Genomic DNA, 22,747 nt, shown 5'->3' with positions numbered 1-22,747 from the left:
TGTCAACACTAAAATTACATTTTTTTCATTTTCCCCGGATTATTTTGCTTGCTTTTTTTTCCGCAAGCTCTTTCAATTCCTGTTCCGACAGCTGATAGGTATGACCGCAGTACTGACACTTCGCCTCGGCAAAGCCCTTCTCATCCGCCAGCGACAGGATATCCTCCGGTTTCAGTGTTGAAATCGCACGGAGCACACGTTCCTTGCTGCAATTGCAGACATAACCGATTTGAAATTCGTCCAGAATTTCCATTTCAAAGCCTTCCAGCGCGGTTTTACACATCTCTTCTATCGACATTCCCGCGGCCAGCATGGTCGTGACCGGTTTTAATCCGCTTACATTTCGTTCCAGCCTGTCTATTGCCGCCTGATCCGTCCCGGGCAAAACCTGTATCAGCATCCCGCCCGCAAGGAGCCGGCGGCTGTCCCCTTTGTCGAGCAGCACCCCCAGCGCGCAAACGGTGGGAATCTGTTCGCTGACGGCATAATAATTGGTAAGGTCCTCCGCGATTTCTCCTGATTTAATTTCCACATGGCCGATATAAGGGCTTCCCTCGCCAAAATCGCGTATCACACCCAGAATACCGTTCGCACCTACCGCCGTGCCGACATCAAGCTTTCCGTTTGGCTTGAGCGGCAGCTCAACGGCGGGATTGTCAACGCAGCCCCTGCAGTTGCCGTGGCTGTCCGCAATGGCGATCACTGTGCCCAAAGGTCCTCCCCCGTTGATTTTCAGCGTAAGCGAAGCGTCTTCCTTCTTCAGCATCGAGCCCATCAGGGAAGCGCCCGTGAGCAGCCTGCCGAGCGCCGCGGTTGCGACCGGGCTGGTGCCGTGAATCTGCTGGGCCGTGGCAACCAGATAGGTGGAATCGGCGGCGGCCATGATGCTGCCGTCGGAGGTAATGCATCTGATCATTCTATCCATATTAAAAATCCTTTTATTTTATCTTTCTTGCTGCAACGACAATTCGTTCCGTTTGATCGTCCGGTTCTTCAAAACTGAGTTCGCGAAACAAACCCACGGTTTCCAGTCCCGCTTTGGACAGCATGGAAACAATCCGCTCCGTATCGTAAGCGCGCTCATAAAAGTGCTCGGAACTTCTGTGGTAAGCCTCGCCCTCCCGGCCGAAAAAGTCCAGAGTGATTCCGACCCGGCCGGTCTTTTCTTCAAAACGGTTCTGCCAGACACAGTAAACATCGTCCGTGTCATAAACGTATGTCTGATTTCCGAGAATATACCGGTGCTTATACAGTGTATTCATATCAAAAATAAAATATCCGCCCGGATTCAGAAAAAGCGAAACACGTGAAAACGTCTTCATCACATCGCTTTCACGGGTCAGATGGTTGATGCTGTCCAGCATACAGATCACCGTATCGACCGTGCCGTACAGGTCGATACTCTGCATCTGCTGACGCAGAAAGAGGATATCCAGCCCACGGTCCGCCGCTTTTTGCTTTGCAACGGAAAGCATGGACTCGGAGCCGTCTATTCCGTAAATGTCGATTCCGCGCTCAGCCAGTTCAATGGTAAAGCTGCCTGTGCCGCAGGCCAAATCGAGCGTCAGTCCGGCCTTATGGTCCAGCCTGTCCAGCAAACCGATCAGATACTCCGCCCGTTCCGGATAACTGACATTTTGTGTAAGGCTGTCATAATAGAGGGCAAAAGACGAATAGCTCATTTGCTCTTTTCGTCTTTGTCGATCCTGTTAAATACCAGCTCATAGCCGTCGCAGCCGTAGTTCAGCGAACGGTTGACTCTGCTGATGGTGGCTGTGGAAGCGCCGGTTTTGGCAACAATGTCGCTGTAGACCCGTTTGGTGCTCAGCATATGGGCCACAAGCAGACGCTGCGACATTGCTTTGATCTCTGGTACTGTGCATAGGTCCTCAAAAAAATTATAACATTCGTCAACCGTCTTTAAAGAAAGAATCGCTTTAAACAAAAAGTCCACACTCTCATCTTTAATTTTTGAATTCAAACGGTTTCACTCCTTATTCATTTAATAGAATAAAATTCTAACACACAAAAGTCCAAAAGTAAAGCGAATCGGGGCGGACATTAGGACAGGAACCCTTTAAATATCATTCCGGATCAAATCTTCATACGTTTCGCGTTTTACGATCACTCGGGCCATTCCGTTATGTACCATTACGACGGCAGGCCTTGGAATACGGTTGTAGTTTGATGCCATAGAGTAATTATACGCGCCAGTGGAAAGCACGGCAAGCGTGTCGCCCGGCTGCGCGGGCTGGATCATTGTATTTTCCTGAATCAGGTCGCCGCTCTCACAGCATTTTCCGGCAATCGTGACTTCTTCCGCCGCCGCAAGGGACGCTTTGTTCGCTACCAGAGCGGTATAGCCCGCCCGATAAAGGGCATAGCGGGGATTGTCGGTCATTCCCCCGTCGACCGAAACATAGGTGCGCACATCGGGGATTTTTTTGACCGCTCCGATCGTATAGAGAGTGATCCCGGCTTCGCCGACGATGGAACGGCCCGGCTCAAGATAGAGAAACGGGATATCAAAGCCAAGGGCTTTACAGCAGGAACGAACCTCTTCCGATACGGTTTTCATATATTGATCGTACGCAACAGGGGTGTCGGAATCGGTGTATTGAATCCCGAAACCGCCGCCGAGGTTCAGTTCCCTTACAATGATTCCGGTTTCCCGTTTGATCCGGTCAATAAAGGAAAGCATCACTTCTGCGGCAAGCACAAACGGCTGAATGTCGAAAATCTGGGAACCGATATGACAATGCAGACCGGTAAGATTGATATTTTTGCACCGAATCGCCGCTTTCACGGCTTCCATCGCCTCCCCTGTTTCCAGCGCGAAGCCGAATTTCGAGTCGATTTGCCCTGTGCGTATGAATTCATGGGTGTGGGCGTCGATTCCGGGCTTGACCCGAATGGTAATGTCAGCGGTCTTCCCCATTGCCAACGCCATTTCATTCAGGGTATGAAGCTCCGTCAAATTATCTACGACGATATGTCCCACACCGGACCGTAAAGCAAAGGCAATTTCATCGGTGGTCTTATTATTTCCGTGAAAATGAATCCTTTCCGCGGGAAATCCGGCGCTGAGGGCGGTGTAAAGCTCTCCGCCCGAAACAACGTCCAACCCCAGCTTCTCTTCGTTGACAATCCGGCAAATTTCCTTACAGCTGAAGGCCTTGCTCGCGTAAAGCGGCATTCCGTGCCCGTTGTAGTACCTGTCAAACGAGGAACGGTACATTCTGCAGTTCCTTCTGATACTGTCCTCATCCATCATATACAGAGGTGTCCCGTATTCCTGAGCAAGCTCTACCGTATCGCATCCGCCGATAGTCAGATGTCCAAGCGTATTCGTGTTTAAACTCTCTTCATTCAGCATTTTATTACTCCATTTTTAAGAATGATCGCAAATCTCTGAAATCATATTCCGAATTTCCTCTACTCCTTCCCCGTTGACCGATGAAAAAGGAATCAGCTTCAGCCCTTCGGCCCGACTGAACATCTCCTGGAACAGCCGAAGCTGATTCATTCGTTCCATCTTGTTCAGCTTGTCGCTTTTTGTAGCGGCAATCAGAAAACGCGTGCCCGAATTGATCAGATATTCGATCATCTCCAGATCGTCGGCGGAAGGACTGTGCCTCATGTCGATAATCTGGATGACAAGCCCGACATTGCGCTGTGCGCTGAAATAGCCTTCGACCAGTTCAGACCAGCGCAGTTTTTCCGACTGAGAGACTCTTGCGTAGCCATAACCCGGCAGATCCACCAATCTGCAAGCCTGCAAATCGTAAAAGTTGATGGTTCCTGTTTTCCCGGGTTTCGCGCTGACCCTGGCAAGGGATTTACGGTTGACCAGTTTATTGATCAGAGAAGATTTTCCCACATTGGACCGTCCGGAAAATACGATTTCCGGGACGGTGGATTCTGGCAGCTGATCCGGTCTCCCCGCCGCGAATTCAAATAAAGCTTTATCAAAATTCAATGCTTCACCCCGTTACTGCGGAATGCCGGGCGTCAGAATCGCCGGCTGGCTGGAAGCATTCATCGGAACAAGCGAATCCGTGTTCTCTTCCTTTTTATTTTCCGGCATCTTGGTTAAAGCCGCTTCAAGCACCTGGTCGATTTTCTCAACCGGCAGAAAATCCACCGCGTTTTTTACCGCAGCGTCAATTTCAGCTAAATCGGAAACGTTGTCGGCTGGAATAATGACCGTCTTGATTCCCGAGCGGTAAGCGGCCATCGTCTTTTCCTTTAACCCGCCGATAGGAAGCACCCTGCCCAGTAAAGTGATTTCCCCTGTCATTGCGACGTCGTGCCGGATTGGGATGTTGGTCAGCGCAGAGGTAATCGCGGTCGCCATTGCGGTTCCGGCGGACGGTCCGTCCTTGGGAATGGCCCCCTCCGGCGCGTGGATGTGAATATCGTATTTGCTGTAGAAATCATGGCAGATGCCGAACGAATCGGCTCTGGTCCGGATACAGCTGATCGCGGTTCGGGCAGACTCCTTCATCACGTCGCCCAGCGAACCGGTCAGCTCGATTTTTCCCGTGCCGTCCATGACCGCCACTTCAATTGGCAGAAGCTCGCCGCCGACGCTGGTCCACGCAAGACCGTTGACCAGGCCGACCATATCGGACTTCACAAGTTCGTCTTTTTTGAACCTCTTCGGACCTAAAAGGTCCTCCAGATTCTCCGGCTTGACAACGATTTTCGTCTGGTTGTCTCCCACGATCTTTTTCGCGCATTTTCTGCAGATGGAAGCGATCTGACGTTCCAGATTACGCACGCCGGCCTCTCTGGTATAGCCGTCAATCAGCTCGTGAACGGCGGCCGGAGTCACTTTCAGCATTTTAGAATTGATCCCGTGTTTCTTGAACTGCTTCGGAATCAGATGCTTCAGGGCAATGTTGTATTTTTCCTCATGGGTATAGCTTCCAAGGGTAATCACGTCCATTCTGTCCAAAAGGGGCTCCGGAATGGCGCTGTAATCGTTGGCGGTGGTAATGAACATCACCTTGCTCAGGTCAAACGGCATATCGATATAGTGATCGAAGAAGGAGGAATTCTGCTCCGAATCCAGCACTTCCAGTAAAGCGGAAGCGGGATCGCCGCGGAAATCGTTTCCCAATTTATCGATTTCATCCAGCAGGATCAGCGGATTGTTTGTGCCGGCCTGTTTCATGGCGGAGATAATCCGCCCCGGCATGGAACCCACGTACGTCTTCCTGTGTCCCATGATATCGGACTCATCCCTCACGCCGCCGAGCGATACGCGCACATAATTTCGCCCGATGGCTTTGGCGATCGAACGGGCAATGGATGTTTTGCCGACGCCCGGAGGACCCACCAGACAGATAATCTGCCCTTTGATATCGGGGGCAAGCTTTTTGACAGCCAGAATCTCAATAATCCGTTCCTTTACCTTTGTCAGACCGAAATGGTCGCGGTCAAGCACCTTCTGTGCTTTTGCAAGGTCGATATGCTCACGGCTCGCGGCGTTCCACGGCAGTTCCAGACAGGTTTCCACATAGCTGACGATCACGCTTGCTTCGTGGGAACCGTAGGGCATTTTGGAAAGCCGGTCGCATTCCTTCAGCAGCTTCTCATTCTGGAGCTTGGGAAGCTTCATCTTCATAATGCGCTCCCTCAGATCGTCGGCCTCGCTCAAGGGGCTGTCGTCGTCTCCAAGCTCGTTGGAGATGGCTTTCATTTGCTCGCGCAGGAAATATTCGCGCTGATTTTCGTCAATCTGTTCCTTTGCCTTTTCGCTGATCTGGCTCTCAATGGAGAGCACCTGAATTTCATTCTTTAAAATCTCATTCAGCTTTTCCAGCCTTTTTACCGGATGGAGCTCTTCCAGAATCGCCTGTTTCTGCTCATAGTCGAGCATGATGTTGGAGGTGATATAATCCGCAAGCTCTCCGCAGTTTTTCTTTTGCACCACGCCAATGATAATATCCGGAGGGATACGGCTGTAATTCTGAATATATTCTTCAAAAAGCGTCTGCGTGTAACGGATCAATGCCTCGGTCTTATGGCTGGTCCGGTATGGTTTGGTTTCGCATGGAATGATGTCGGCGAGAATAAAAGGGTTTTCGCTGACAACGGAGGAAATTTCAGCGCGGTACATTCCTTCCGCGAAAAGCCGCACACCTTCGTCGGTATGGCGAATCACCTGTTTGATTTTCGCCACGATCCCCATTTTATAAAGATCCTCGCCGCCCGGTTCGTTTGTATTTAAATCCTTTTGGGCAACCAGGAAAATCTGCTGGTTTTCTTCCATCGCCTGGGAAAGAGCCAGTATGGACTTTTTTCTTCCCACATCAAATTGCAGAAGCATGCCCGGAAAAATAACCAGTCCCCTGAGCGCAAGCACAGGGATGGAACTATTTTCAATTTTCTTCAGTTCTTGATTTGTACTCATAGTTTGCTCCTTGGCAGAAAAGGCTGTTGCAAGTGGACAACAAAAAGTCTGCCACGTGCAACAGCCAAGATTTCTATCGTTATGACGCTGTATCCTTACGGCCGCGCTTCCTGGGAGTTGTTATTTTAATCCTGACCGGTTTACGGTCCTGATTATACACGATCTCCGGTTCCGTGCCCTGATTCACCGTATCCGCGGTAATGGTGACCTTTTCAACGGTGTAGTCAGACGGGACCTTATACATGAGATTGGTCAACAAATCCTCCATGATGGATCTCAGCCCTCTTGCGCCCGTGCGGCGGTCAATGGTCCTTTTGGCAATTGCTGTCAGTGCTTCGGGTTTGAATTCCAACTCAACCTTATCCAGCTGAAACAGCTTCTTGTACTGATTGATTAAGCAGTTTTTCGGCTCAGTCAAAATCCTTACAAGAGCATCCTCATCCAGTCCGTCGAGCGCGGCAATGACAGGCAAACGGCCGACCAGCTCAGGAATCAATCCGTATTTCACCAGATCATGCGGCACGACATCCTGCATCCAGGCTGTGGAGTCAAGCTCCACCTTGCTTTTGACCTGTGCGCCGAAGCCCATAGCGGAGGACGCCGTGCGCTTCTGGACAATTTTATTCAGGCCGTCGAAAGCTCCGCCGCAGATAAACAGGATATTGGAGGTATCAATCTGCAAAAATTCCTGCTGGGGATGTTTTCTGCCGCCCTGCGGGGGAACGTTGGAAACAGTTCCTTCCAGAATCTTCAGAAGAGCCTGCTGTACTCCCTCTCCGCTGACGTCACGTGTAATGGAGGGATTTTCGGACTTTCTGGCGATCTTGTCGATTTCATCGATATAGATAATGCCGCGTTCGGCTTTTTCAATATCGAAATCCGCGGCTTGGATCAGGCGCAGCAGGATATTTTCAACATCCTCACCGACATAGCCGGCTTCCGTCAGTGTGGTGGCGTCTGCAATCGCAAACGGAACATCCAGTATCTTTGCCAGCGTCTGTGCCAGCAGGGTTTTTCCCACACCGGTCGGACCGAGCAGCAGCACGTTGCTCTTTGTCAGTTCTACGTCGTCTTTACCGTAATAGATTCTTTTATAGTGGTTATAGACCGCAACAGAAAGCGCAACCTTTGCTTTTTCCTGTCCAATGACGTATTCATCCAGCTGCTTTTTGATCTCGTGCGGTTTGGGAAGTTCGGCCGAAGCTTCACTGTAGCTGGATTTTCGGTTGGACAGGTTTTTTTCGTCGTCAAGGATCGACATGCACAGCTCTATGCATTCATCGCAGATATAAACACCGGGGCCTGCAATCAGACGGCGAGCTTCGTTCTGCGGCTTTCCGCAGAACGAACAGCAGATTCCCCTGTCCTTGATATCGTCATTATTTGGCATCTAATTAATCACCAACCTCAACTCATCGAATTGTAGATGACCTTGTCGATCAGGCCATATTTCACGGCAGCCTCCGCCGTCATAAAGTTATCGCGCTCGGTATCTTTCGCAATCACTTCAATCGGCTGCCCCGTTCTCTCAGCAAGGATTTCGTTCAGCTTCTTTTTGGTAGCAATAATGTGGTCGGCGTGGATCATCACATCAGTCGCCTGACCCTGTGCGCCGCCGCTCGGCTGATGAATCATAATATCGCTGTTGGGAAGGGCGCACCGTTTGCCTTTGGTACCCGCCGCAAGCAGGAACGCGCCCATGCTGGCAGCCATGCCCATGCAAATAGTGGAAACGTCGCATTTAATATACTGCATCGTATCGTAAATTGCCAATCCCGCGGTTACGGACCCTCCTGGGCTGTTGATATAAAGACTGATATCCTTCGACGGATCCTGGCCCTCCAGATATAAAAGCTGAGCAACCACCAGACTGGAAGTGGTATCGTTTACCTCTTCCGTAAGCATTACGATTCTGTCATTCAGCAGGCGTGAAAAGATATCATAGGAACGTTCTCCCCTGTTTGTCTGCTCAATAACATATGGGACTAAACTCATTATTGCGTACCTCCAATAAAACTAAACAATAAATTAATAATTGGCAGGAAGGACTTTTCTTATTCAGCAGCTTTTGCAGTTTCGGAAGGATCTTCTTTTTCCGTTACGACCGCGCTGTCACGAACGAGGTTGATTGCTTTTTCAACAGAGATGTCTTTTGCCAGTTCCTCTTTGGGAATAAAGGTCTTCACCTTTTCAGCGTCGATTTCATAACCCTTGGCAAGCTTTTCAAACTCTGCCTCGATTTCTTCCTCGGTCGGATGAATGTCTTCCAGCTGGGCGATCTTTTCGAGCGCCAGACGGACCTTTACCGCTCGTTCCGCCTGCGGCTGGAACTGCTTGCGGATAGAATCCTTGTCCATACCCGTGTACTGCAGGTAGGTATCGAGGTTCAGGCCCTGGGACTGAAGACGGTACCCGAATTCGCGGATATCCTCGTTGATTTTGTTTTCATACATTGCCTGCGGAATTTCGGCTTTGAGATTTTCCACCAGCTTATCGATCAGCTGGTTTTCCACATCGTCTTTCGCCTTTTTTTCCTCGGCTTCGGTCAGCTTTGCTTTCATGTCTTCCCTGTATTTATCGAGCGTATCGAAATCGCTGACATCCTTGACAAAGTCGTCGTCAACTTCCGGCAGCTCCTTCATTTTGATTTCATGCAGCTTGATTTTGAAAACGGCGTCCTTACCGGCCAGATCCTTCGAGTGGTAATCCTCCGGGAACTTTACGTTTACATCAAATTCGTCGCCTGTTTTATGGCCCACAACCTGCTCTTCAAAGCCCGGGATAAACTGGCCCGCGCCGAGAGTCAGGCTGTAGTTTTCCGCTTTGCCGCCGTCAAAAGCAACGCCGTCCACGGAACCGTCAAAATCAATGACGGTGATGTCGCCGTTCTGAGCCGCTCTGTCTTCTACGGTCACCATTCTCGAATTGCGCTCCTGAACCTTTTTGATCTCCGCGTCAATGTCCTCATTGGTTACCTTAACCGGTTTTTTGGTTGCGGCCAAGCCTTTATATTCATCAATTTCCACTTCCGGCTTTGTTGTGATGGTCGCCTTAAAAACAACGCCCTCCTTGCCGGCGGAAACCAGATCAAAATCAATTTTATCCTCGATCATTTCGAGTTTCGCCTCGTTGATCGCCGCATCCAGCGCATCAGGGTAAACCGCATTGATCGCATCCTCATAAAACACCTGCTCGCCGTAATACTTCTCAACAAAAGCACGGGGAGCCTTTCCCTTCCGGAAGCCGGGAATCGCAATCTTTTTGTTTTCTTTATGATATGCCTGATCAAGCGCTTTTTCAAATATAGCAGCGTCTACTGCAACCTCAAGCTGGTAACGGTTCGTATCAACCTTATTGGACGATTGTAAGCTCATTATTAACTTCCTCCTGCAAAATGCAAATTATCTAAATTATTATAGCACATGGAAAATAAATATTCTATATATTAGATAAAATATTCAAAAATTGTTCACTTCACCAGAACAGGCATGAATTTCAGATAGTCACAGGAAATCAAATGCATTTTGATGCCGTCGTAAACCCCGGTGATCGCCCGCCGGGCCGCCTGATTCCCGTGAATGTGCCCGAAGTAGCATTCCGTGATGCCGTGCGACTTTAACACGCCGAGGATCTCTTTGCACTCCGCCCCGTCGTAGACGGGCGGGTAGTGCAGAAACACAACCGGCTTTACCCCCATCCTTTCCGCCTCGTTAATCGAGGTATTGAGGCGGCCGGCCTCGCGGTTGACAATCTTGATATCCTCCGCGGTTTCGGAATTGTACAGCCATCCGCGCGTACCGCAGACTGCAATATCGCCGACGGCCACCGCATTGTTGTGAATGATGCCGATGGAATCCAGCCCGTGCAGCTTCAGGAAATCGTCGATCTTCTTTTTTGTGGTCCACCAGTAATCATGGTTACCCTTCAAAAACAGCTTGCGTCCGGGCAGGGAGTGGATAAACCCGAAATCCTTCACCGTTTCCTCAAGCTTCATCGCCCATGAAATATCCCCGGCGACGACGACGGTGTCGTCTTCGCCGACCACGGCGCGCCAGTTTTTTTCAAGACGGACGGTATAGTCCCGCCAACCTTCAAATACATCCATCGGCTTATCACAGCCAAGGGACAGATGCAGGTCTGCAATAGCAAATAGTGACATGTGATCCTCTCTTAGACAGTATACTTTATTCCGGCTGTTTTCAGCACAGCTTCGCCCATTTTATCTTTCGGGCAAATTTCAGTAAATCTGACTTTTCTTGATTCCAACTGTGCAATCGGCGTCGGAATCGGGGTGCCTGTGACAGCGGAAAGCGCCTGAACCTTTTCAAACTCAGAGGCATCCGCGCGGTAATCAGCCGAAACGGCGCTCAACACACTGTCGGCGAATTTATACGGGCTGGCCGTAGATACGACGATCGCCGGCGTTCCCGTATCGTTTTCCGCTTCGACATACTGCTGATAGACGTTGACCGCCACCGCCGTGTGGGTGTCGCAAAGGTAATTTTCCGCCCGGTAGATTTCCCGGATGGTTTCCTTTGTCGCGTCGTCGCCGCAGAACCCCGCCCAGAACAGCTCGTGAAGCCGGCTCAGGAGATCGCCATCGACCTGATACCTGCCGCCTGACGCCAGTTCGTCCATCCACCCAGCCACTCTTGCGCTGGAGTTTCCGGTCAGGTCATACAGCAGGCGCTCCAGATTGCTGGACACCAGAATATCCATGGACGGGGAAATGGTGGTATGAAAATCTCTGTTGCGGTTATAAACGCCCGTGTTCAGGAAATCGGTCAGCACATTGTTGGCGTTGGACGCACAGATCAGCTTTTTCACCGGCAGGCCCATCTTTTTGGCGTAATAAGCGGCCAGAATATTTCCGAAATTGCCCGTCGGGACAACGATATTGACCTTTTCGCCTTCATGGGAAATTTTCCCGTTTGCCATCAGGTCGCAGTACGCGGAGAAATAATAGACGATCTGCGGCAGCAGCCTGCCCCAGTTGATGGAGTTCGCGCTGGAAAACATAATATCGTTCTGTTCAAGCAGACGGTTGATTTCGGGATCGGTAAAAATCTTTTTCACGCCGGTCTGGGCATCGTCGAAATTGCCTTCGATCGCACAGACCGCCACATTGTTCCCTTCCTGTGTGTTCATCTGTCGCTTCTGCATGGGGCTGACTCCGTTTTCCGGATAAAACACCTGAATGCGGGTTCCGTCCACATCTTTAAAGCCTTCCAGCGCCGCTTTTCCCGTGTCGCCGGAAGTAGCGACCAGAATCAGAGCGGTCTTGGAGGACTGAATCTTTTTCAGCGATTTGGTAAGAAGGTGCGGCAAAAGCTGCAGCGCCATATCTTTGAACGCACATGTCGGACCGTGCCACAGCTCAAGCAGGTACACCTTCATTTTCCCGTTCTGAAGATAAGAGAGCGGAGCCGGCCTGTCCTGCTCAAATTTTCCGCCGGTGTAAGCGTTCCCGACGCATTCCGCAATTTCTTCTGCGGTAAAATCGGAAAGAAAAGCCGATAAAATGCGGACTGCGCGCTCTGTATAGCCGCAGTGCTGCAGTTCCAGCAAATCCGAATATGAAAAGCAGGGCAGCTTTTCAGGAACAAAAAGCCCACCTTCGCTGCTGATGCCCTGCGAAATTGCCTGAGCAGAGGATACACTGACGCTGCTGTTTCTTGTGGAGTGATAGTTCAAGTTTTTTCCCCCTTCGCGTTGTCTGTTTTTTAATCATATCATACTTTCCAGGAAAGAGAAACAAAAAAATGATAGGCATTCCTAAATAATATCGAATCAAATAGAAAATGCGTTTTCGATGTGTTCCAAAGAAAGGATGGAGAAAGGGTCCGGCCTGGTAACAATGCCGATGACGTCAAACCGAGGTTGCAGCTCTGTTTCATGCGACTGCAGATAGTTAAGGGCGGTCTTGATAATTTTCTTCTGCTTTCCCGCCGTGACCGCCTCCAAAGGACTGACGCAGTAATGCTCGTCCCGTGTTTTGACCTCTGCAAAGACAATATAGTCTTTGTTTTCGGCAATCAGGTCGATTTCCCCAAAACGGGAATGGTAGTTGCGCGCAACAATCCGGTACCCCTTCTGTTCCAACAGCCGGGCCGCGCGTTCCTCCCCGATTTTTCCGGATGAATTGTTCATGGGGTCTCCCCCAGTATTTTTTTTAAAAACGTTTTTCTGTGAACCGGGCTGGGCCCGTACTGTTTCAGCAATTCCCTGTGTAAAGCGGTGCCGTAGCCCTTATGTTTCGCGAACTGGTACTCGGGATAAATCCGGTCGATCTCGGTCATCAGCCGGTCACGGCTGACCTTCGCAAGGATGGAGGCGGCCGCGATGCTTGCGGAAAGCGCATCTCCTTTAATAATGGTCTGCGTATCCACCCCGAGCCGCGGCATCCGGTTTCCGTCCACCAGCGCCAGGTCCGGCCTGACGGAAAGCCCGTCGCACGCGCGCTTCATCGCCAAAAAGGTCGCCTGCAATATGTTGATCTTATCGATTTCCTGCTCCGTTGCGAATCCGACGGCGTAGACGATTGCAGTCTTCCTGATTACATCAAACAATGCTTCGCGTTTTTTTTCACTGAGCTTTTTGGAGTCGTTCAGCCCCTCGATCATCTGACCGGGGGGCAAAATAACAGCGGCAGCGAACACCGGGCCGGCCAGCGGGCCGCGTCCGGCTTCATCGATGCCGCAGATCATCCGGTATCTTTTTTTCAGCGCCATATTTTCATAGGCAAACCAATCCATACTTATCAACCAACCTGTTCCAGAGTAATTCTGCCTAATTTCGCACTTCGGAATTCATCCAGTATCATAATCGACGCGCGTTCCAGATCGATTTCCCCGCCGGAAATCAGCATCCCGCGTTTCCTGCCAATCAGCTCCAGCATTTCATAGCCTTTCAGATCGGCTATGTCGGCGCCCTCCAGCTTATATCTTGCTTTCAGCTCCCTGGGATAGCTGTCGCGGAGAACCTCCAGCAGACGGGAAGCCAGATGCTCCGTGTCAACCACTTCGTCTTTGACCGCTCCGGTAAACGCCAGCCTTTCCCCTACGGCTTTATCTTCAAATTTAGGCCACAGTACCCCCGGCGTATCCAAAAGCTCAAATCCCTTTCCAATGGTAAACCATTGGTTGGACCGCGTTACGCCCGGCCTGTCCTCAACATTTGCCTTGCCGTTTTTGGCAAGACGGTTAATCAGCGAGGATTTGCCCACATTGGGAATCCCGACGATCATGACGCGAATCTGCCGTCCGACCATCCCTTTTGCTTCCCAGGAGGCAATCTTGTCGCTCAGAACCTCTTTCACGAGGGGAATAAAGCCGTTCAGCCCTCTTCCGGTGCGGCAGTCGATCGCGATGGCGGGGATGCCCTGTGTTTGATAATAATCGATCCATCTGCCTGTCTGCACCGGATCGGCCATATCGCATTTATTCATTAAAATAACGCGGGGTTTCGTTTGGATCAGTCCGTTTAAAACCGGGTTCCGGCTGCTGACCGGAATCCGGGCGTCGATAATCTCAGCGGCAACATCGACAAGCTTTAAACTTTTTTCAATCTGCCTTTTGGTTTTGGTCATATGACCGGGGAACCATTGTATCGTTTGTGCTTCGCTCATTTTCGTTCGTCCCTGTATCTTTATTGTTATTTGATTGTGCCAAGTCTGTTAAACGGAAAGACAATCATTTCCGCTTTTCCAAGAATATATCTCTCGTCCACCATACCCACGTCAATAAACCGGCTGTCGTTGGACACGGAACGGTTGTCCCCGAGAACAAAGACATGCCCCGGAGGAACCTGAAGCGGATAATGGAAGTCCGAAGGCTGTGTGGTAATACCGTTTTCAATATAGGCGGACTCATCCAGCGCAACCCCGTCCACAGAAACGACGCCGGTTTCAAAATCAATATCCACAACCTGATTTTCCAGCGCGACGACCCTTTTGATAATCGGTTCCTTCAACTTGGTAGTGTGGGTGATTACAATCACGTCCCCCCGGTGCGGTTTGTAAAAAAAGCTGGACAAGATCACGCGGTCATTGGATCGCAGAGTCGGCAGCATGGAGGGGCCGCTCACATTGACCACCCTGAACAGAAACATGAATACCACGATCACGGCAATTAAAGAAGAGATCAGGGCTTCCACCCATTCGTAACTGTTGATGATAAAATTTCTTTTTTTCTCAGTTAGCGCTTCTTGCCAGGAAACACTGTTTTCGTGATCCAATGAAGGAACAACTCCTTTATAGAAAAAGGCAACGCCTTATAATTGACCGAATTTCTCAAACGGCATAATGATAAATTTGACCTTGCCGATAATATAGCGCTGGTCGATCATGCCGACCTCACTGAAACGGCTGTCCTCCGAAACCGTGCGGTTATCGCCCAAAACGAAAACATGGCCGGCGGGGACCTTCTGCGGGAAAGTAACGTCATACTCGTCCTTGGTAATCCCATTCTCGATATAGGCGGACTCGTCAAGCGCAGCGCCGTCAACGGAAACGATTCCGGTATGAAAATCGATATCGACCGTCTGCCCTTCCGTAGCGATCACTCTTTTTACAATGCGCTTCTCCAAAGACGTTCCTTTGGCGTCGATCACGACAATGTCCCCGCGGACGAGGCCCGGCTCAGCACAGGCTGTAAACAGCTTATATCCGTCCACTAAATTGGGTTCCATGGAAGGCCCGTTTACAACGATATTTACCCTGAACAGGAATGTGAAAAAAATCATGATAATGATCAGTGCGGGAATCAGAGCCTCCATCCACTCGAAGCAGGCGCGGACGACACTGTTTTTTTCTTTTTCCGGGGACGCTGGTTCCATATCCGCCTGAATTTCATTTGCGTTCAAGAGGAATACAACTCCTTTTTTCAAATTGCTGTGTTTATATGGTTCCGAATTTTTCGTAAGGTATGAGAACGGTTTCGACTTTGCCGATAATATAGCGCTGATCGACCATACCGACGTCGCTTGAACGGCTGTCGTCCGAGAGCCTGCGGTTGTCGCCAAGCAGGAACACATGCCCTTTTGGGACAGTCTGCGGAAAACGGAGGTCGTACTGATTTTGGGTAATACCGTTTTTAATATAAGTCGATTCGTCCAGCGCAACGCCGTTGACAGAGACGGTTCCCGTCTGAAAATCGATATCCACCGTCTGGCCCTGGGTTGCAATGACCCTTTTGATAATCACCTCGTGAAGCGCGGTGGCCTTTGCGTCGACCACAACGACGTCTCCCAGAGAAAATGTCCGGTCAAAACATGATACAAGCACTTTATAGCCGTCCGTAAAATTGGGCTGCATGGAGGGCCCGTTGACCGTTATGATCCGGAACAGAAAAACAAATACCGCCATAATTACAAGCAGCGCGGGGATCAGGGCTTCCATCCACTCATAACAGCTCAAAACAACACGTTCCGGCGTTTTGCTGTCAGCCAGGGATTCCGCAGAAGGGCAACTTTTCAAGAACGGACACCTCTTTTGGGACCTGAAAATATTGCAGTAGCAAAAAAGGGACACCTACATGTCCCTTTCAATCGCTATCTGATTCCTTATCTGAGCTGTTCCTTTACCTTTGCCGCCTTACCGACTCTGTCACGCAGATAGTAGAGCTTCGCTCTGCGCACACGGCCCTTGCGGACAATTTCAACACTCTTTACATTTGGAGAGTGAATCGGGAAAACTCTTTCTACGCCTACGCCGTAGGAAAGGCGCCTGACGGTGAAAGTTTCGGAAATGCCGCTGCCCTTACGAGCGGTAACGGTACCCTCGAAAACCTGAATTCTTTCTCTTTCGCCTTCTCTGATATTTACGCTCACCCTTACGGTGTCGCCAACTTCAAATACGGGAACTTCTGTTTTTACGGAATCTTGCGCAATCAGTTTTAACGCATCCATGGATATATTTCCTCCTTAAAATTCAGACATTCATGCCGCAGTGGCAGAGGACTGTCCGCTTCAATGTCACGGTACAACCGGGCATTAAACCCCACCAAAATCAATCAGCGGATTCCAAATGCCTATACATCATACCATAATCCTGAAAAAGGTGCAATATTTATTTTTATTTTACTCAAATATTTTAAAATCCGCGTCGTAAAGGTTGATCCTTCGGATATCGCTGAATAAATCCAGCAACAGGTATTTTTTCATCGCGTCGCATAAAAGCGAAGGGTTTACGTTCATGGTGCTTCCCGCGGGGAGCATCGCGCTGATTTCCACTCCGTCGTCCCGGGCAATGACTTCCGTCCTGTCAAGGTACGGTCTCAGATCCAGATCGATCATCCCGTTTTTTGTATGCTTGGGAACGACCACCGTTTCCCGGCTGAACAGTTCCCGGATGGCGGCGGCTGTTTCTTCGGGAGGGTGTCCCTGCGTCTCCAGCTTCATCAGGTAAGAGGCGTAGGCGATCTGCCCCGGCTTCATCACCGGCTCGGTAACGTCAAACACGGGGATGTCGTCCGGCAGAGCCGCGTTCAGCTTCTCGATCAGCCCTTCGCGCGTAATACCGTCGTCGTCCAGCCGGATATCCATGCTTTCCCGTTCTCCCCCGATACCGAGCGACAGCGGAAGCGCAAACGTAATGAACGCGTGGGGATTATAGCCCTGGGTATACCACAGGGGAAGTTTCGCCTTGTGAATCGCACGCAGCATGCAGCGGTTTAAATCAAGATGCGAAATATACCGCGCCGTTCCGATCTTTTTAAACCAGACCCTGACGTTTTTCATAGCAGATTCCTCCTTTGAAGCAGGACGCGCCGCAGGAAGAGCACTGTTCCCGGCAGTTGGGGGTGGTGACGTTTGCGTAAGCCTTTTTGCATTCGTCAATCAGGAAGGATTTTTTGATCCCGTAATCAATGTGGTCCCATGGCAGCACTTCGTCGAAGCTTCTCCTGCGGTTCGCGTAAAAGGCCGGGTCGATTCCGCACCTCTCGAAAATTTCCATCCATTTCGGAAACGAGAAAAAGTTCTGCCAGCCGTCCATTTTGCATCCGCTTCGATGCGCTTCCAGCAGGACGCCGCATAAGCGCCTGTCCCCGCGCGCAAAAACAGCCTCCAGAAAGCTGGTGTCCGCTTCGTGCCAATTGGGTTCCACCTTTCTGGTTTTGACCGAAGCGACCAGGTGGCGCTGCTTTTTGCGGAGCGTCTCCATGGTATCCTGCGGTTCCCACTGAAAAGGCGTGAACGGTTTCGGAACAAAGGAGGACGCGCTGACGGTGACTTTTACGCCTTTCCCCTTCGGTTTGTCAGGATTTGCGTAAAAGGCGTCGACCACCTTCTGCCCCAGCTCCGCGATCCCGGCAACATCATCCAACGTTTCCGTCGGTAGCCCGATCATAAAATAGAGCTTGATGGTCGTCCAGCCGCCCTTGAACGCGGTATTGACGGTTTTCATCAGCTCTTCTTCCGTGACGTTTTTATTGATAACGTCCCTCAGACGCTGCGTTCCCGCCTCCGGCGCAAAGGTAAGACCGCTGCGGCGGACGGATTTGATTTTGGACATCAGCTCCGGGGAAAAATTATCGACCCGAAGGGACGGCAGTGAAATGCCGGTGTTCTCTTTTTCCGTCCATGTATGGAGCCGGTCGATCAGCTCGTTCAGCCTGGAGTGGTCGCTCGTGCTGAGCGAGGAAAGCGAAATCTCATCATAGCCCGTGTTGTCGCACAGATCGTGGCACTGCCGGTCAATGACGTCCACTGATTTTTCACGGAACGGGCGGTACAGGAAGCCCGCCTGGCAGAAGCGGCAGCCGCGGATACAGCCGCGCAGGACCTCCGCCACTGTCCTGTCGTGCACGATTTCAATGTAGGGCACCACAAATTTATCCGGAAAATAGGACTTGTCCACGTCCATCATAATGCGTTTTTTCACGGGGAAGGGCGCGTCCTCTTTCGGAACAATCGCCTTTACCGTATGATCTTCATGATAATCAATATGATACAGAGAAGGCACATAGACTCCCTGAATCTGAGAAGCCGCCTTTAAAAATTCCTCTTTGGAACGGTCCTGCTTTTTGTATTCCCGGTAAAGGGCGACTACCTCCAGATCTACTTCTTCCCCCTCGCCGATAAAGAACAGATCAAAAAAGTCCGCCAAAGGCTCCGGGTTGCAGGCGCAGGGTCCGCCGGCCACCACAAGCTGGGAAAGGGAATGCCGGTCTTCGGCTTTCAGCGGGATTCCCGCCAGATCGAGCATATTTAAGATATTGGTATAGCTGAGCTCGTATTGAAGGGTAAAACCGATGATATCGAAGTCGCGGATGCTGTCCCCGCTTTCCAGCGCATAGAGCGGCAGGCCGTTTTTACGCATTTCCTCTTCCATATCCACCCAAGGGGCGAATACGCGCTCACACCAGACATAGGGTACGGTATTCAGCTGGCTGTACAGAATTTTCAGCCCGAGGTGCGACATGCCCACTTCGTATATATCGGGAAAACAAAATGCAAACCGCACATCCACTTCATCCGCGTGCTTCCTCACGCAGTTGAGCTCGCCGCCGACGTATCTGCCCGGTTTTTGCACGTTTGCAAGCAGTTTTTCTATCTTTTTATTGACCATTCGTATCCTCCGCACAATATATGTTTTATATTATACTGCCCGCGTGCGGAGAATGCAAATCAATAATACCTTCCGTTCTTGTAAAGGAGGAGAAAGATTAAATAAACGGATACGGCAAGAAGATAAAAATTGCCGTTGGCACGGAACAGAAAAAGGAAACCAATCGCTGCCAGCGGCGTTAAAACCGCGAATGAAGCGACGGATACAATCCTTGCGGACAAAGTGGCGTTCAGGCGGGTACAAAGGACGGAATACAGCGCCTGCCCTCCGTCAAGCGGCTCCACGGGCAGCAGATTAAACCCTGCCAGCACCAGGTTGGCAAGGATAAAAGAGTGAAAATAACGCTCATCGGCGAGGAAACAGATCAGCGCGGCAGCAAGGTTGGTTCCCGGTCCCGCGACGGAAATGGCGGCGTCGCGCCAGTAGGACCGGTCGATACCCGCAGATTTGATCATATCGATGCCGAAGGGGGTAAACCGAATCTGCGACGGCGCCGCTCCGAACGCGGCCATAACCGCTAAATGACCCAGTTCATGCAGCGCCGCACAGGAAAGGCCCAGAACGGCCATTCCGCTCCTGTCGAACAGAAAAAAAACTGCCAGTACGGCTACAAATAAAAAATCGACGGTCACACGGCAGTTTTTGATGGAAAAAGACATCAGCCGCTGACCTGCTGGGAGGGTGCCGTCTGCTGGTTCTCCGGCTGCTGTGAATTTGTTGCGGAACCTGCGTCAGACTGGGAAACGGTTCCGGCCTGGGATTCGGGATTTGCCTGTGAATTGGCGCCGCCTTGGGGATTCTCACTTGTCTGGGAAGTCACACCGGGCTGGGATGGGCTGCCTTCCGCCTGAGAAGAATTATCCTGAGCGCGCGGCTTTGTAAAAAAATCGGTAACCGACGGCAATATCTCCACAACGGTATGTTTTACATGGTCGATATCCTCGGTTGGAACAATAGAATTATTGATGTTCTGCAGATACCAGTTTTTGATGATCAGATATGCATTGCCCCCAAAGACCCGGAGAAAGACCGCCGTGGCTAAAATGATCGAACATACCGTTATTTGAATTGTGGTCAGCAGTCTGGTGCTGAGGGTTTTCGCTTTTTTGTTCCTCCTGTATTGCTGTCCGCCGTAGTCCTTTTCATAATTCTTTTCGTAGTCCCGCTGATCATCTTTTTCGTGATTCCTGTAATTCCTGTTGTCATTTCTGCTGTAGACATCCTCGTAATGATCTTCTACATAACCGTCGTCATCGTCTTCGTAGTCATCTTCATAATCTTTATCATACCGATCGTCCATTGTTATTCCTCCTGCATCATTATAATCCTAATAATAATATGTCCGATGCAGGTGGAAGATGCCCTGATATGAAAAAACCGCCGTATTTTACGGCGGTTCAGTCGGTTTTGTCCTTATTTTGCTTTGTCTGCTTTGGACCGGATATACTGATCGATGGAGCGGGCGGCTTCCTTGCCGCCGCCCATGGCCAAAATCACGGTTGCGGCACCGCTGACGGCGTCCCCCGCGGCGTAAACGCCCTCCCGGGTCGTCGCCATGGTCGCTTCATCCACAACGATGCAGCCCTTCCTGTTTGCTTCCAGGCCCTCTGTCGTGGAGCGGATCAGCGGGTTCGGCGAGTTGCCGATCGCCATGACCACACAGTCCACCGGGATTTCAAAGTTGGAGCCTTCTTTGGGCACCGGCTTGCGCCTGCCGGAAGCATCCGGTTCGCCAAGCTCCATCTCGATGCACTCGATCGACCTGACCCTGCCGTTTTCGTCGCCGTGGATGGCAACGGGATTGCGTAAAAGATTGAAGAGAATACCCTCTTCCTTCGCGTGGTGAATTTCCTCTTTCCGCGCGGGCATCTGCTCTTCGGCGCGGCGGTACACAATATACACATTCTCCGCGCCCAGACGTTTGGCGGTCCTCGCGGCGTCCATCGCCACGTTGCCGCCGCCCACAACGGCGACGTTCTTCGGCCGGATAATCGGGGTGTCGTATTCGTCCAGATAGGCCTTCATCAGGTTCACCCTGGTCAGGAATTCATTGGCCGAGTAAGTCCCGACCAGTTCTTCGCCGGGAATATTCATAAAGCTGGGCAGTCCGGCGCCGGTGCCGATGAATACGGCTTCATAGCCCATTTCAAACAGCTCGTCTACCGACAGCACCTTGCCCATGACCATATCGGTCTGAATGTCGACGCCCTTGTCCCTCAGACCGTCGATTTCCTTCTGCACGATTTCCTTCGGCAGTCTGAACTGCGGGATGCCGTACATCAGTACGCCGCCCGCGGTATGCAGTGCCTCAAACACGGTAACGGAGTACCCCAGGGCCGCCAGGTCCCCGGCGCAGGTCAGGCCCGCGGGCCCCGCCCCGATCACGGCGACCTTGTGTCCGTTCGGTTTCTCCTCAAACGTCTCGGCCCCGCCGTGCTTCATGTGCCAGTCGGCCACATAGCGCTCCAGACGGCCGATCCCCACCGGATCCCCTTTGATGCCGCGCACACATTTTTGCTCGCACTGGGATTCCTGCGGGCAGACCCTTCCACAGACGGCGGGAAGAGAGTTTGTCGTCTTAATGATTTTGTACGCATTTTCCATATCGCCGGAGGCGACGCAGCTGATAAACTCGGGAATACGCACGCCGACCGGGCATCCGCCGACACACGGCTTGTTTTTGCAGTTCAGGCACCGTTTGGCCTCTTCCATGGCCATTTCTTCCGTGTAACCAAGCGAGACTTCTTCAAAGTTCTTGTTGCGCACATTGGGGTCCTGCTCCGGCATCGGCGTTTTTACTTTGGACATATTAGGCATTTTTCGCACCCTCCATCAAGCGGCAGTTGTATTCGCGCGTCGCTTCTTTTTCCGACTCAGAATAGGTCCTCGATCTTTTGATGGCCTCGTCGAAGTCTACTTCGTGGCCGTCGAAATCCGGACCGTCCACACAGGCGAATTTGGTTTTTCCGCCGACCGTCAGCCTGCATCCGCCGCACATGCCGGTCCCGTCGATCATAATGGGGTTCATGCTGATGAGCGTCTTGATGTTGTACTCTTTGGTCAGGTTGCAGACGGCGCGCATCATGACGAGCGGCCCGATGGCAATGACCAGGTCGTAATTTGCCCCGTCCTCAATATTTTTACGCAGGGCGTCGGTCACAAAGCCCTTGTTTCCGTTGGAGCCGTCGTCCGTGGTCAGGATCAGATGATCGCTGACCGCTTTCATCTCGTCTTCCAGGATGATGATGTCTTTGTTCCGGAACCCCGCGATCATGTCCACCTTCGCGCCCATGCCGTGCAGGGCCTTCGCCTGCGGGTACGCGATCGCGCAGCCGGCGCCGCCGCCGATCACCGCTACGTTTTTGTAGCTCTCCAGCTCGGTCGATTTTCCCAAAGGCCCGATAAAATCCAGAATCGCGTCGCCGACGTTCAGCTGATCCAGCATCAGGGTCGTCTTTCCGACCTTCTGATAAATAATGGTGATGGTTCCCTTCTCGCGGTCGTAGTCCGCTACCGTCAGAGGAATCCTTTCCCCGAATTCATTGACACGCAGAATAATGAACTGGCCGGCCTTCGCCTTTTTCGCAATATATGGCGCTTCTACCGCCATCAATGTCATCGAATCATTCAATATCCGCTTCTCCACAATCGTAAACATCGGTACACTCCCTTTTCTTTAACGAGTAGTAAAACATAGTCTTTTTTTATTATAAAGGTTTGTAGCAGATTTATCAATAAAAAAATGTGATTCGGCTAAT

24 protein-coding genes are annotated in these 22,747 nt (G+C 51.1%); all 24 read right to left on the bottom strand.

Annotated features, from left to right (window positions below; genetic code table 11):
* Positions 1 to 25: 25 nt before the first annotated feature.
* The 24 genes from hslO to ACRQV7_RS07920 all read right to left on the bottom strand — a co-directional run bounded on the left by hslO (position 26) and on the right by ACRQV7_RS07920 (position 22,647).
* Positions 26 to 925, bottom strand: a complete 900-nt coding sequence (gene hslO / locus ACRQV7_RS08035; RefSeq protein WP_444657750.1) for an Hsp33 family molecular chaperone HslO — start codon at positions 923 to 925, stop codon at positions 26 to 28.
* Between the two features lie 13 nt (positions 926 to 938).
* Positions 939 to 1,682 (bottom strand): class I SAM-dependent DNA methyltransferase, encoded by a 744-nt coding sequence (locus ACRQV7_RS08030; protein WP_444657749.1) that lies wholly within the window; start codon positions 1,680 to 1,682, stop codon positions 939 to 941.
* Positions 1,679 to 1,981: a YerC/YecD family TrpR-related protein gene (locus ACRQV7_RS08025; protein WP_038324176.1), complete on the bottom strand. Its 303-nt coding sequence runs from the start codon at positions 1,979 to 1,981 to the stop codon at positions 1,679 to 1,681. The genes ACRQV7_RS08030 and ACRQV7_RS08025 overlap by 4 nt, the downstream gene beginning before the upstream one ends.
* 96 nt (positions 1,982 to 2,077) lie before the next feature.
* The gene (gene lysA, locus ACRQV7_RS08020; RefSeq protein WP_444657748.1) at positions 2,078 to 3,376 is read right to left on the bottom strand and encodes a diaminopimelate decarboxylase; all 1,299 of its coding nucleotides are present in this window, start codon (positions 3,374 to 3,376) and stop codon (positions 2,078 to 2,080) included.
* A 15-nt stretch (positions 3,377 to 3,391) separates the two neighbouring features.
* The gene (gene yihA, locus ACRQV7_RS08015; RefSeq protein ID WP_275715831.1) at positions 3,392 to 3,979 is read right to left on the bottom strand and encodes a ribosome biogenesis GTP-binding protein YihA/YsxC; all 588 of its coding nucleotides are present in this window, start codon (positions 3,977 to 3,979) and stop codon (positions 3,392 to 3,394) included.
* A gap of 12 nt (positions 3,980 to 3,991) precedes the next feature.
* Positions 3,992 to 6,421: an endopeptidase La gene (gene lon / locus ACRQV7_RS08010; protein ID WP_444657747.1), complete on the bottom strand. Its 2,430-nt coding sequence runs from the start codon at positions 6,419 to 6,421 to the stop codon at positions 3,992 to 3,994.
* Positions 6,422 to 6,500: 79 nt separating this feature from the next.
* Positions 6,501 to 7,811, bottom strand: a complete 1,311-nt coding sequence (clpX, locus tag ACRQV7_RS08005) for an ATP-dependent Clp protease ATP-binding subunit ClpX (RefSeq protein WP_275715827.1) — start codon at positions 7,809 to 7,811, stop codon at positions 6,501 to 6,503.
* A 17-nt stretch (positions 7,812 to 7,828) separates the two neighbouring features.
* Positions 7,829 to 8,416, bottom strand: a complete 588-nt coding sequence (gene clpP, locus ACRQV7_RS08000; RefSeq protein ID WP_444657746.1) for an ATP-dependent Clp endopeptidase proteolytic subunit ClpP — start codon at positions 8,414 to 8,416, stop codon at positions 7,829 to 7,831.
* 59 nt (positions 8,417 to 8,475) lie between these two features.
* Positions 8,476 to 9,795, bottom strand: coding sequence for a trigger factor (gene tig, locus ACRQV7_RS07995; RefSeq protein WP_444657745.1), 1,320 nt, complete (start codon positions 9,793 to 9,795; stop codon positions 8,476 to 8,478).
* A 95-nt stretch (positions 9,796 to 9,890) separates the two neighbouring features.
* Positions 9,891 to 10,580: a metallophosphoesterase gene (locus tag ACRQV7_RS07990; RefSeq protein WP_444657744.1), complete on the bottom strand. Its 690-nt coding sequence runs from the start codon at positions 10,578 to 10,580 to the stop codon at positions 9,891 to 9,893.
* 11 nt (positions 10,581 to 10,591) lie between these two features.
* Complete coding sequence (gene thrC / locus ACRQV7_RS07985) at positions 10,592 to 12,115, bottom strand: threonine synthase (RefSeq protein ID WP_444657743.1); 1,524 nt, start codon at positions 12,113 to 12,115, stop codon at positions 10,592 to 10,594.
* Between the two features lie 96 nt (positions 12,116 to 12,211).
* Positions 12,212 to 12,571, bottom strand: coding sequence for a YraN family protein (locus ACRQV7_RS07980; RefSeq protein ID WP_444657742.1), 360 nt, complete (start codon positions 12,569 to 12,571; stop codon positions 12,212 to 12,214).
* Positions 12,568 to 13,176, bottom strand: a complete 609-nt coding sequence (locus tag ACRQV7_RS07975; protein ID WP_275715815.1) for a ribonuclease HII — start codon at positions 13,174 to 13,176, stop codon at positions 12,568 to 12,570. Before ACRQV7_RS07975 ends, ACRQV7_RS07980 begins: the two co-directional genes overlap by 4 nt.
* Positions 13,177 to 13,181: 5 nt before the next feature.
* On the bottom strand, positions 13,182 to 14,048 hold the full coding sequence (ylqF, locus tag ACRQV7_RS07970; protein ID WP_444657741.1) for a ribosome biogenesis GTPase YlqF: 867 nt from the start codon (positions 14,046 to 14,048) through the stop codon (positions 13,182 to 13,184).
* Between the two features lie 26 nt (positions 14,049 to 14,074).
* The gene (lepB, locus tag ACRQV7_RS07965; protein WP_444657740.1) at positions 14,075 to 14,656 is read right to left on the bottom strand and encodes a signal peptidase I; all 582 of its coding nucleotides are present in this window, start codon (positions 14,654 to 14,656) and stop codon (positions 14,075 to 14,077) included.
* Positions 14,657 to 14,692: 36 nt separating this feature from the next.
* Positions 14,693 to 15,283, bottom strand: a complete 591-nt coding sequence (gene lepB, locus ACRQV7_RS07960; RefSeq protein WP_444657739.1) for a signal peptidase I — start codon at positions 15,281 to 15,283, stop codon at positions 14,693 to 14,695.
* 34 nt (positions 15,284 to 15,317) lie between these two features.
* Positions 15,318 to 15,896: a signal peptidase I gene (lepB, locus tag ACRQV7_RS07955; protein ID WP_275715806.1), complete on the bottom strand. Its 579-nt coding sequence runs from the start codon at positions 15,894 to 15,896 to the stop codon at positions 15,318 to 15,320.
* A gap of 86 nt (positions 15,897 to 15,982) precedes the next feature.
* A complete protein-coding gene (gene rplS / locus ACRQV7_RS07950) occupies positions 15,983 to 16,327 on the bottom strand; it encodes a 50S ribosomal protein L19 (protein WP_275715804.1) in 345 nt (114 codons plus the stop codon).
* 171 nt (positions 16,328 to 16,498) lie between these two features.
* The gene (locus ACRQV7_RS07945) at positions 16,499 to 17,158 is read right to left on the bottom strand and encodes a TIGR03936 family radical SAM-associated protein (protein ID WP_444657738.1); all 660 of its coding nucleotides are present in this window, start codon (positions 17,156 to 17,158) and stop codon (positions 16,499 to 16,501) included.
* A complete protein-coding gene (locus ACRQV7_RS07940; protein WP_444657737.1) occupies positions 17,133 to 18,989 on the bottom strand; it encodes a TIGR03960 family B12-binding radical SAM protein in 1,857 nt (618 codons plus the stop codon). Before ACRQV7_RS07940 ends, ACRQV7_RS07945 begins: the two co-directional genes overlap by 26 nt.
* 59 nt (positions 18,990 to 19,048) lie before the next feature.
* Complete coding sequence (locus ACRQV7_RS07935) at positions 19,049 to 19,648, bottom strand: site-2 protease family protein (protein WP_275715797.1); 600 nt, start codon at positions 19,646 to 19,648, stop codon at positions 19,049 to 19,051.
* Positions 19,648 to 20,289, bottom strand: a complete 642-nt coding sequence (locus ACRQV7_RS07930) for a hypothetical protein (RefSeq protein ID WP_444657736.1) — start codon at positions 20,287 to 20,289, stop codon at positions 19,648 to 19,650. Before ACRQV7_RS07930 ends, ACRQV7_RS07935 begins: the two co-directional genes overlap by 1 nt.
* Before the next feature lie 113 nt (positions 20,290 to 20,402).
* Positions 20,403 to 21,806, bottom strand: coding sequence for an NADPH-dependent glutamate synthase (gene gltA, locus ACRQV7_RS07925; protein WP_444657735.1), 1,404 nt, complete (start codon positions 21,804 to 21,806; stop codon positions 20,403 to 20,405).
* On the bottom strand, positions 21,799 to 22,647 hold the full coding sequence (locus tag ACRQV7_RS07920; RefSeq protein WP_444657734.1) for a sulfide/dihydroorotate dehydrogenase-like FAD/NAD-binding protein: 849 nt from the start codon (positions 22,645 to 22,647) through the stop codon (positions 21,799 to 21,801). The genes gltA and ACRQV7_RS07920 overlap by 8 nt, the downstream gene beginning before the upstream one ends.
* Between the last annotated feature and the right edge of the window lie 100 nt (positions 22,648 to 22,747).

This window comes from Caproiciproducens lactatisolvens, from assembly GCF_052443335.1.
Taxonomy (GTDB): domain Bacteria; phylum Bacillota; class Clostridia; order Oscillospirales; family Acutalibacteraceae; genus Caproiciproducens.
Note: the sequence above shows the minus strand (reverse complement) of the source record. Positions and strands in the feature narration are given on the sequence as shown.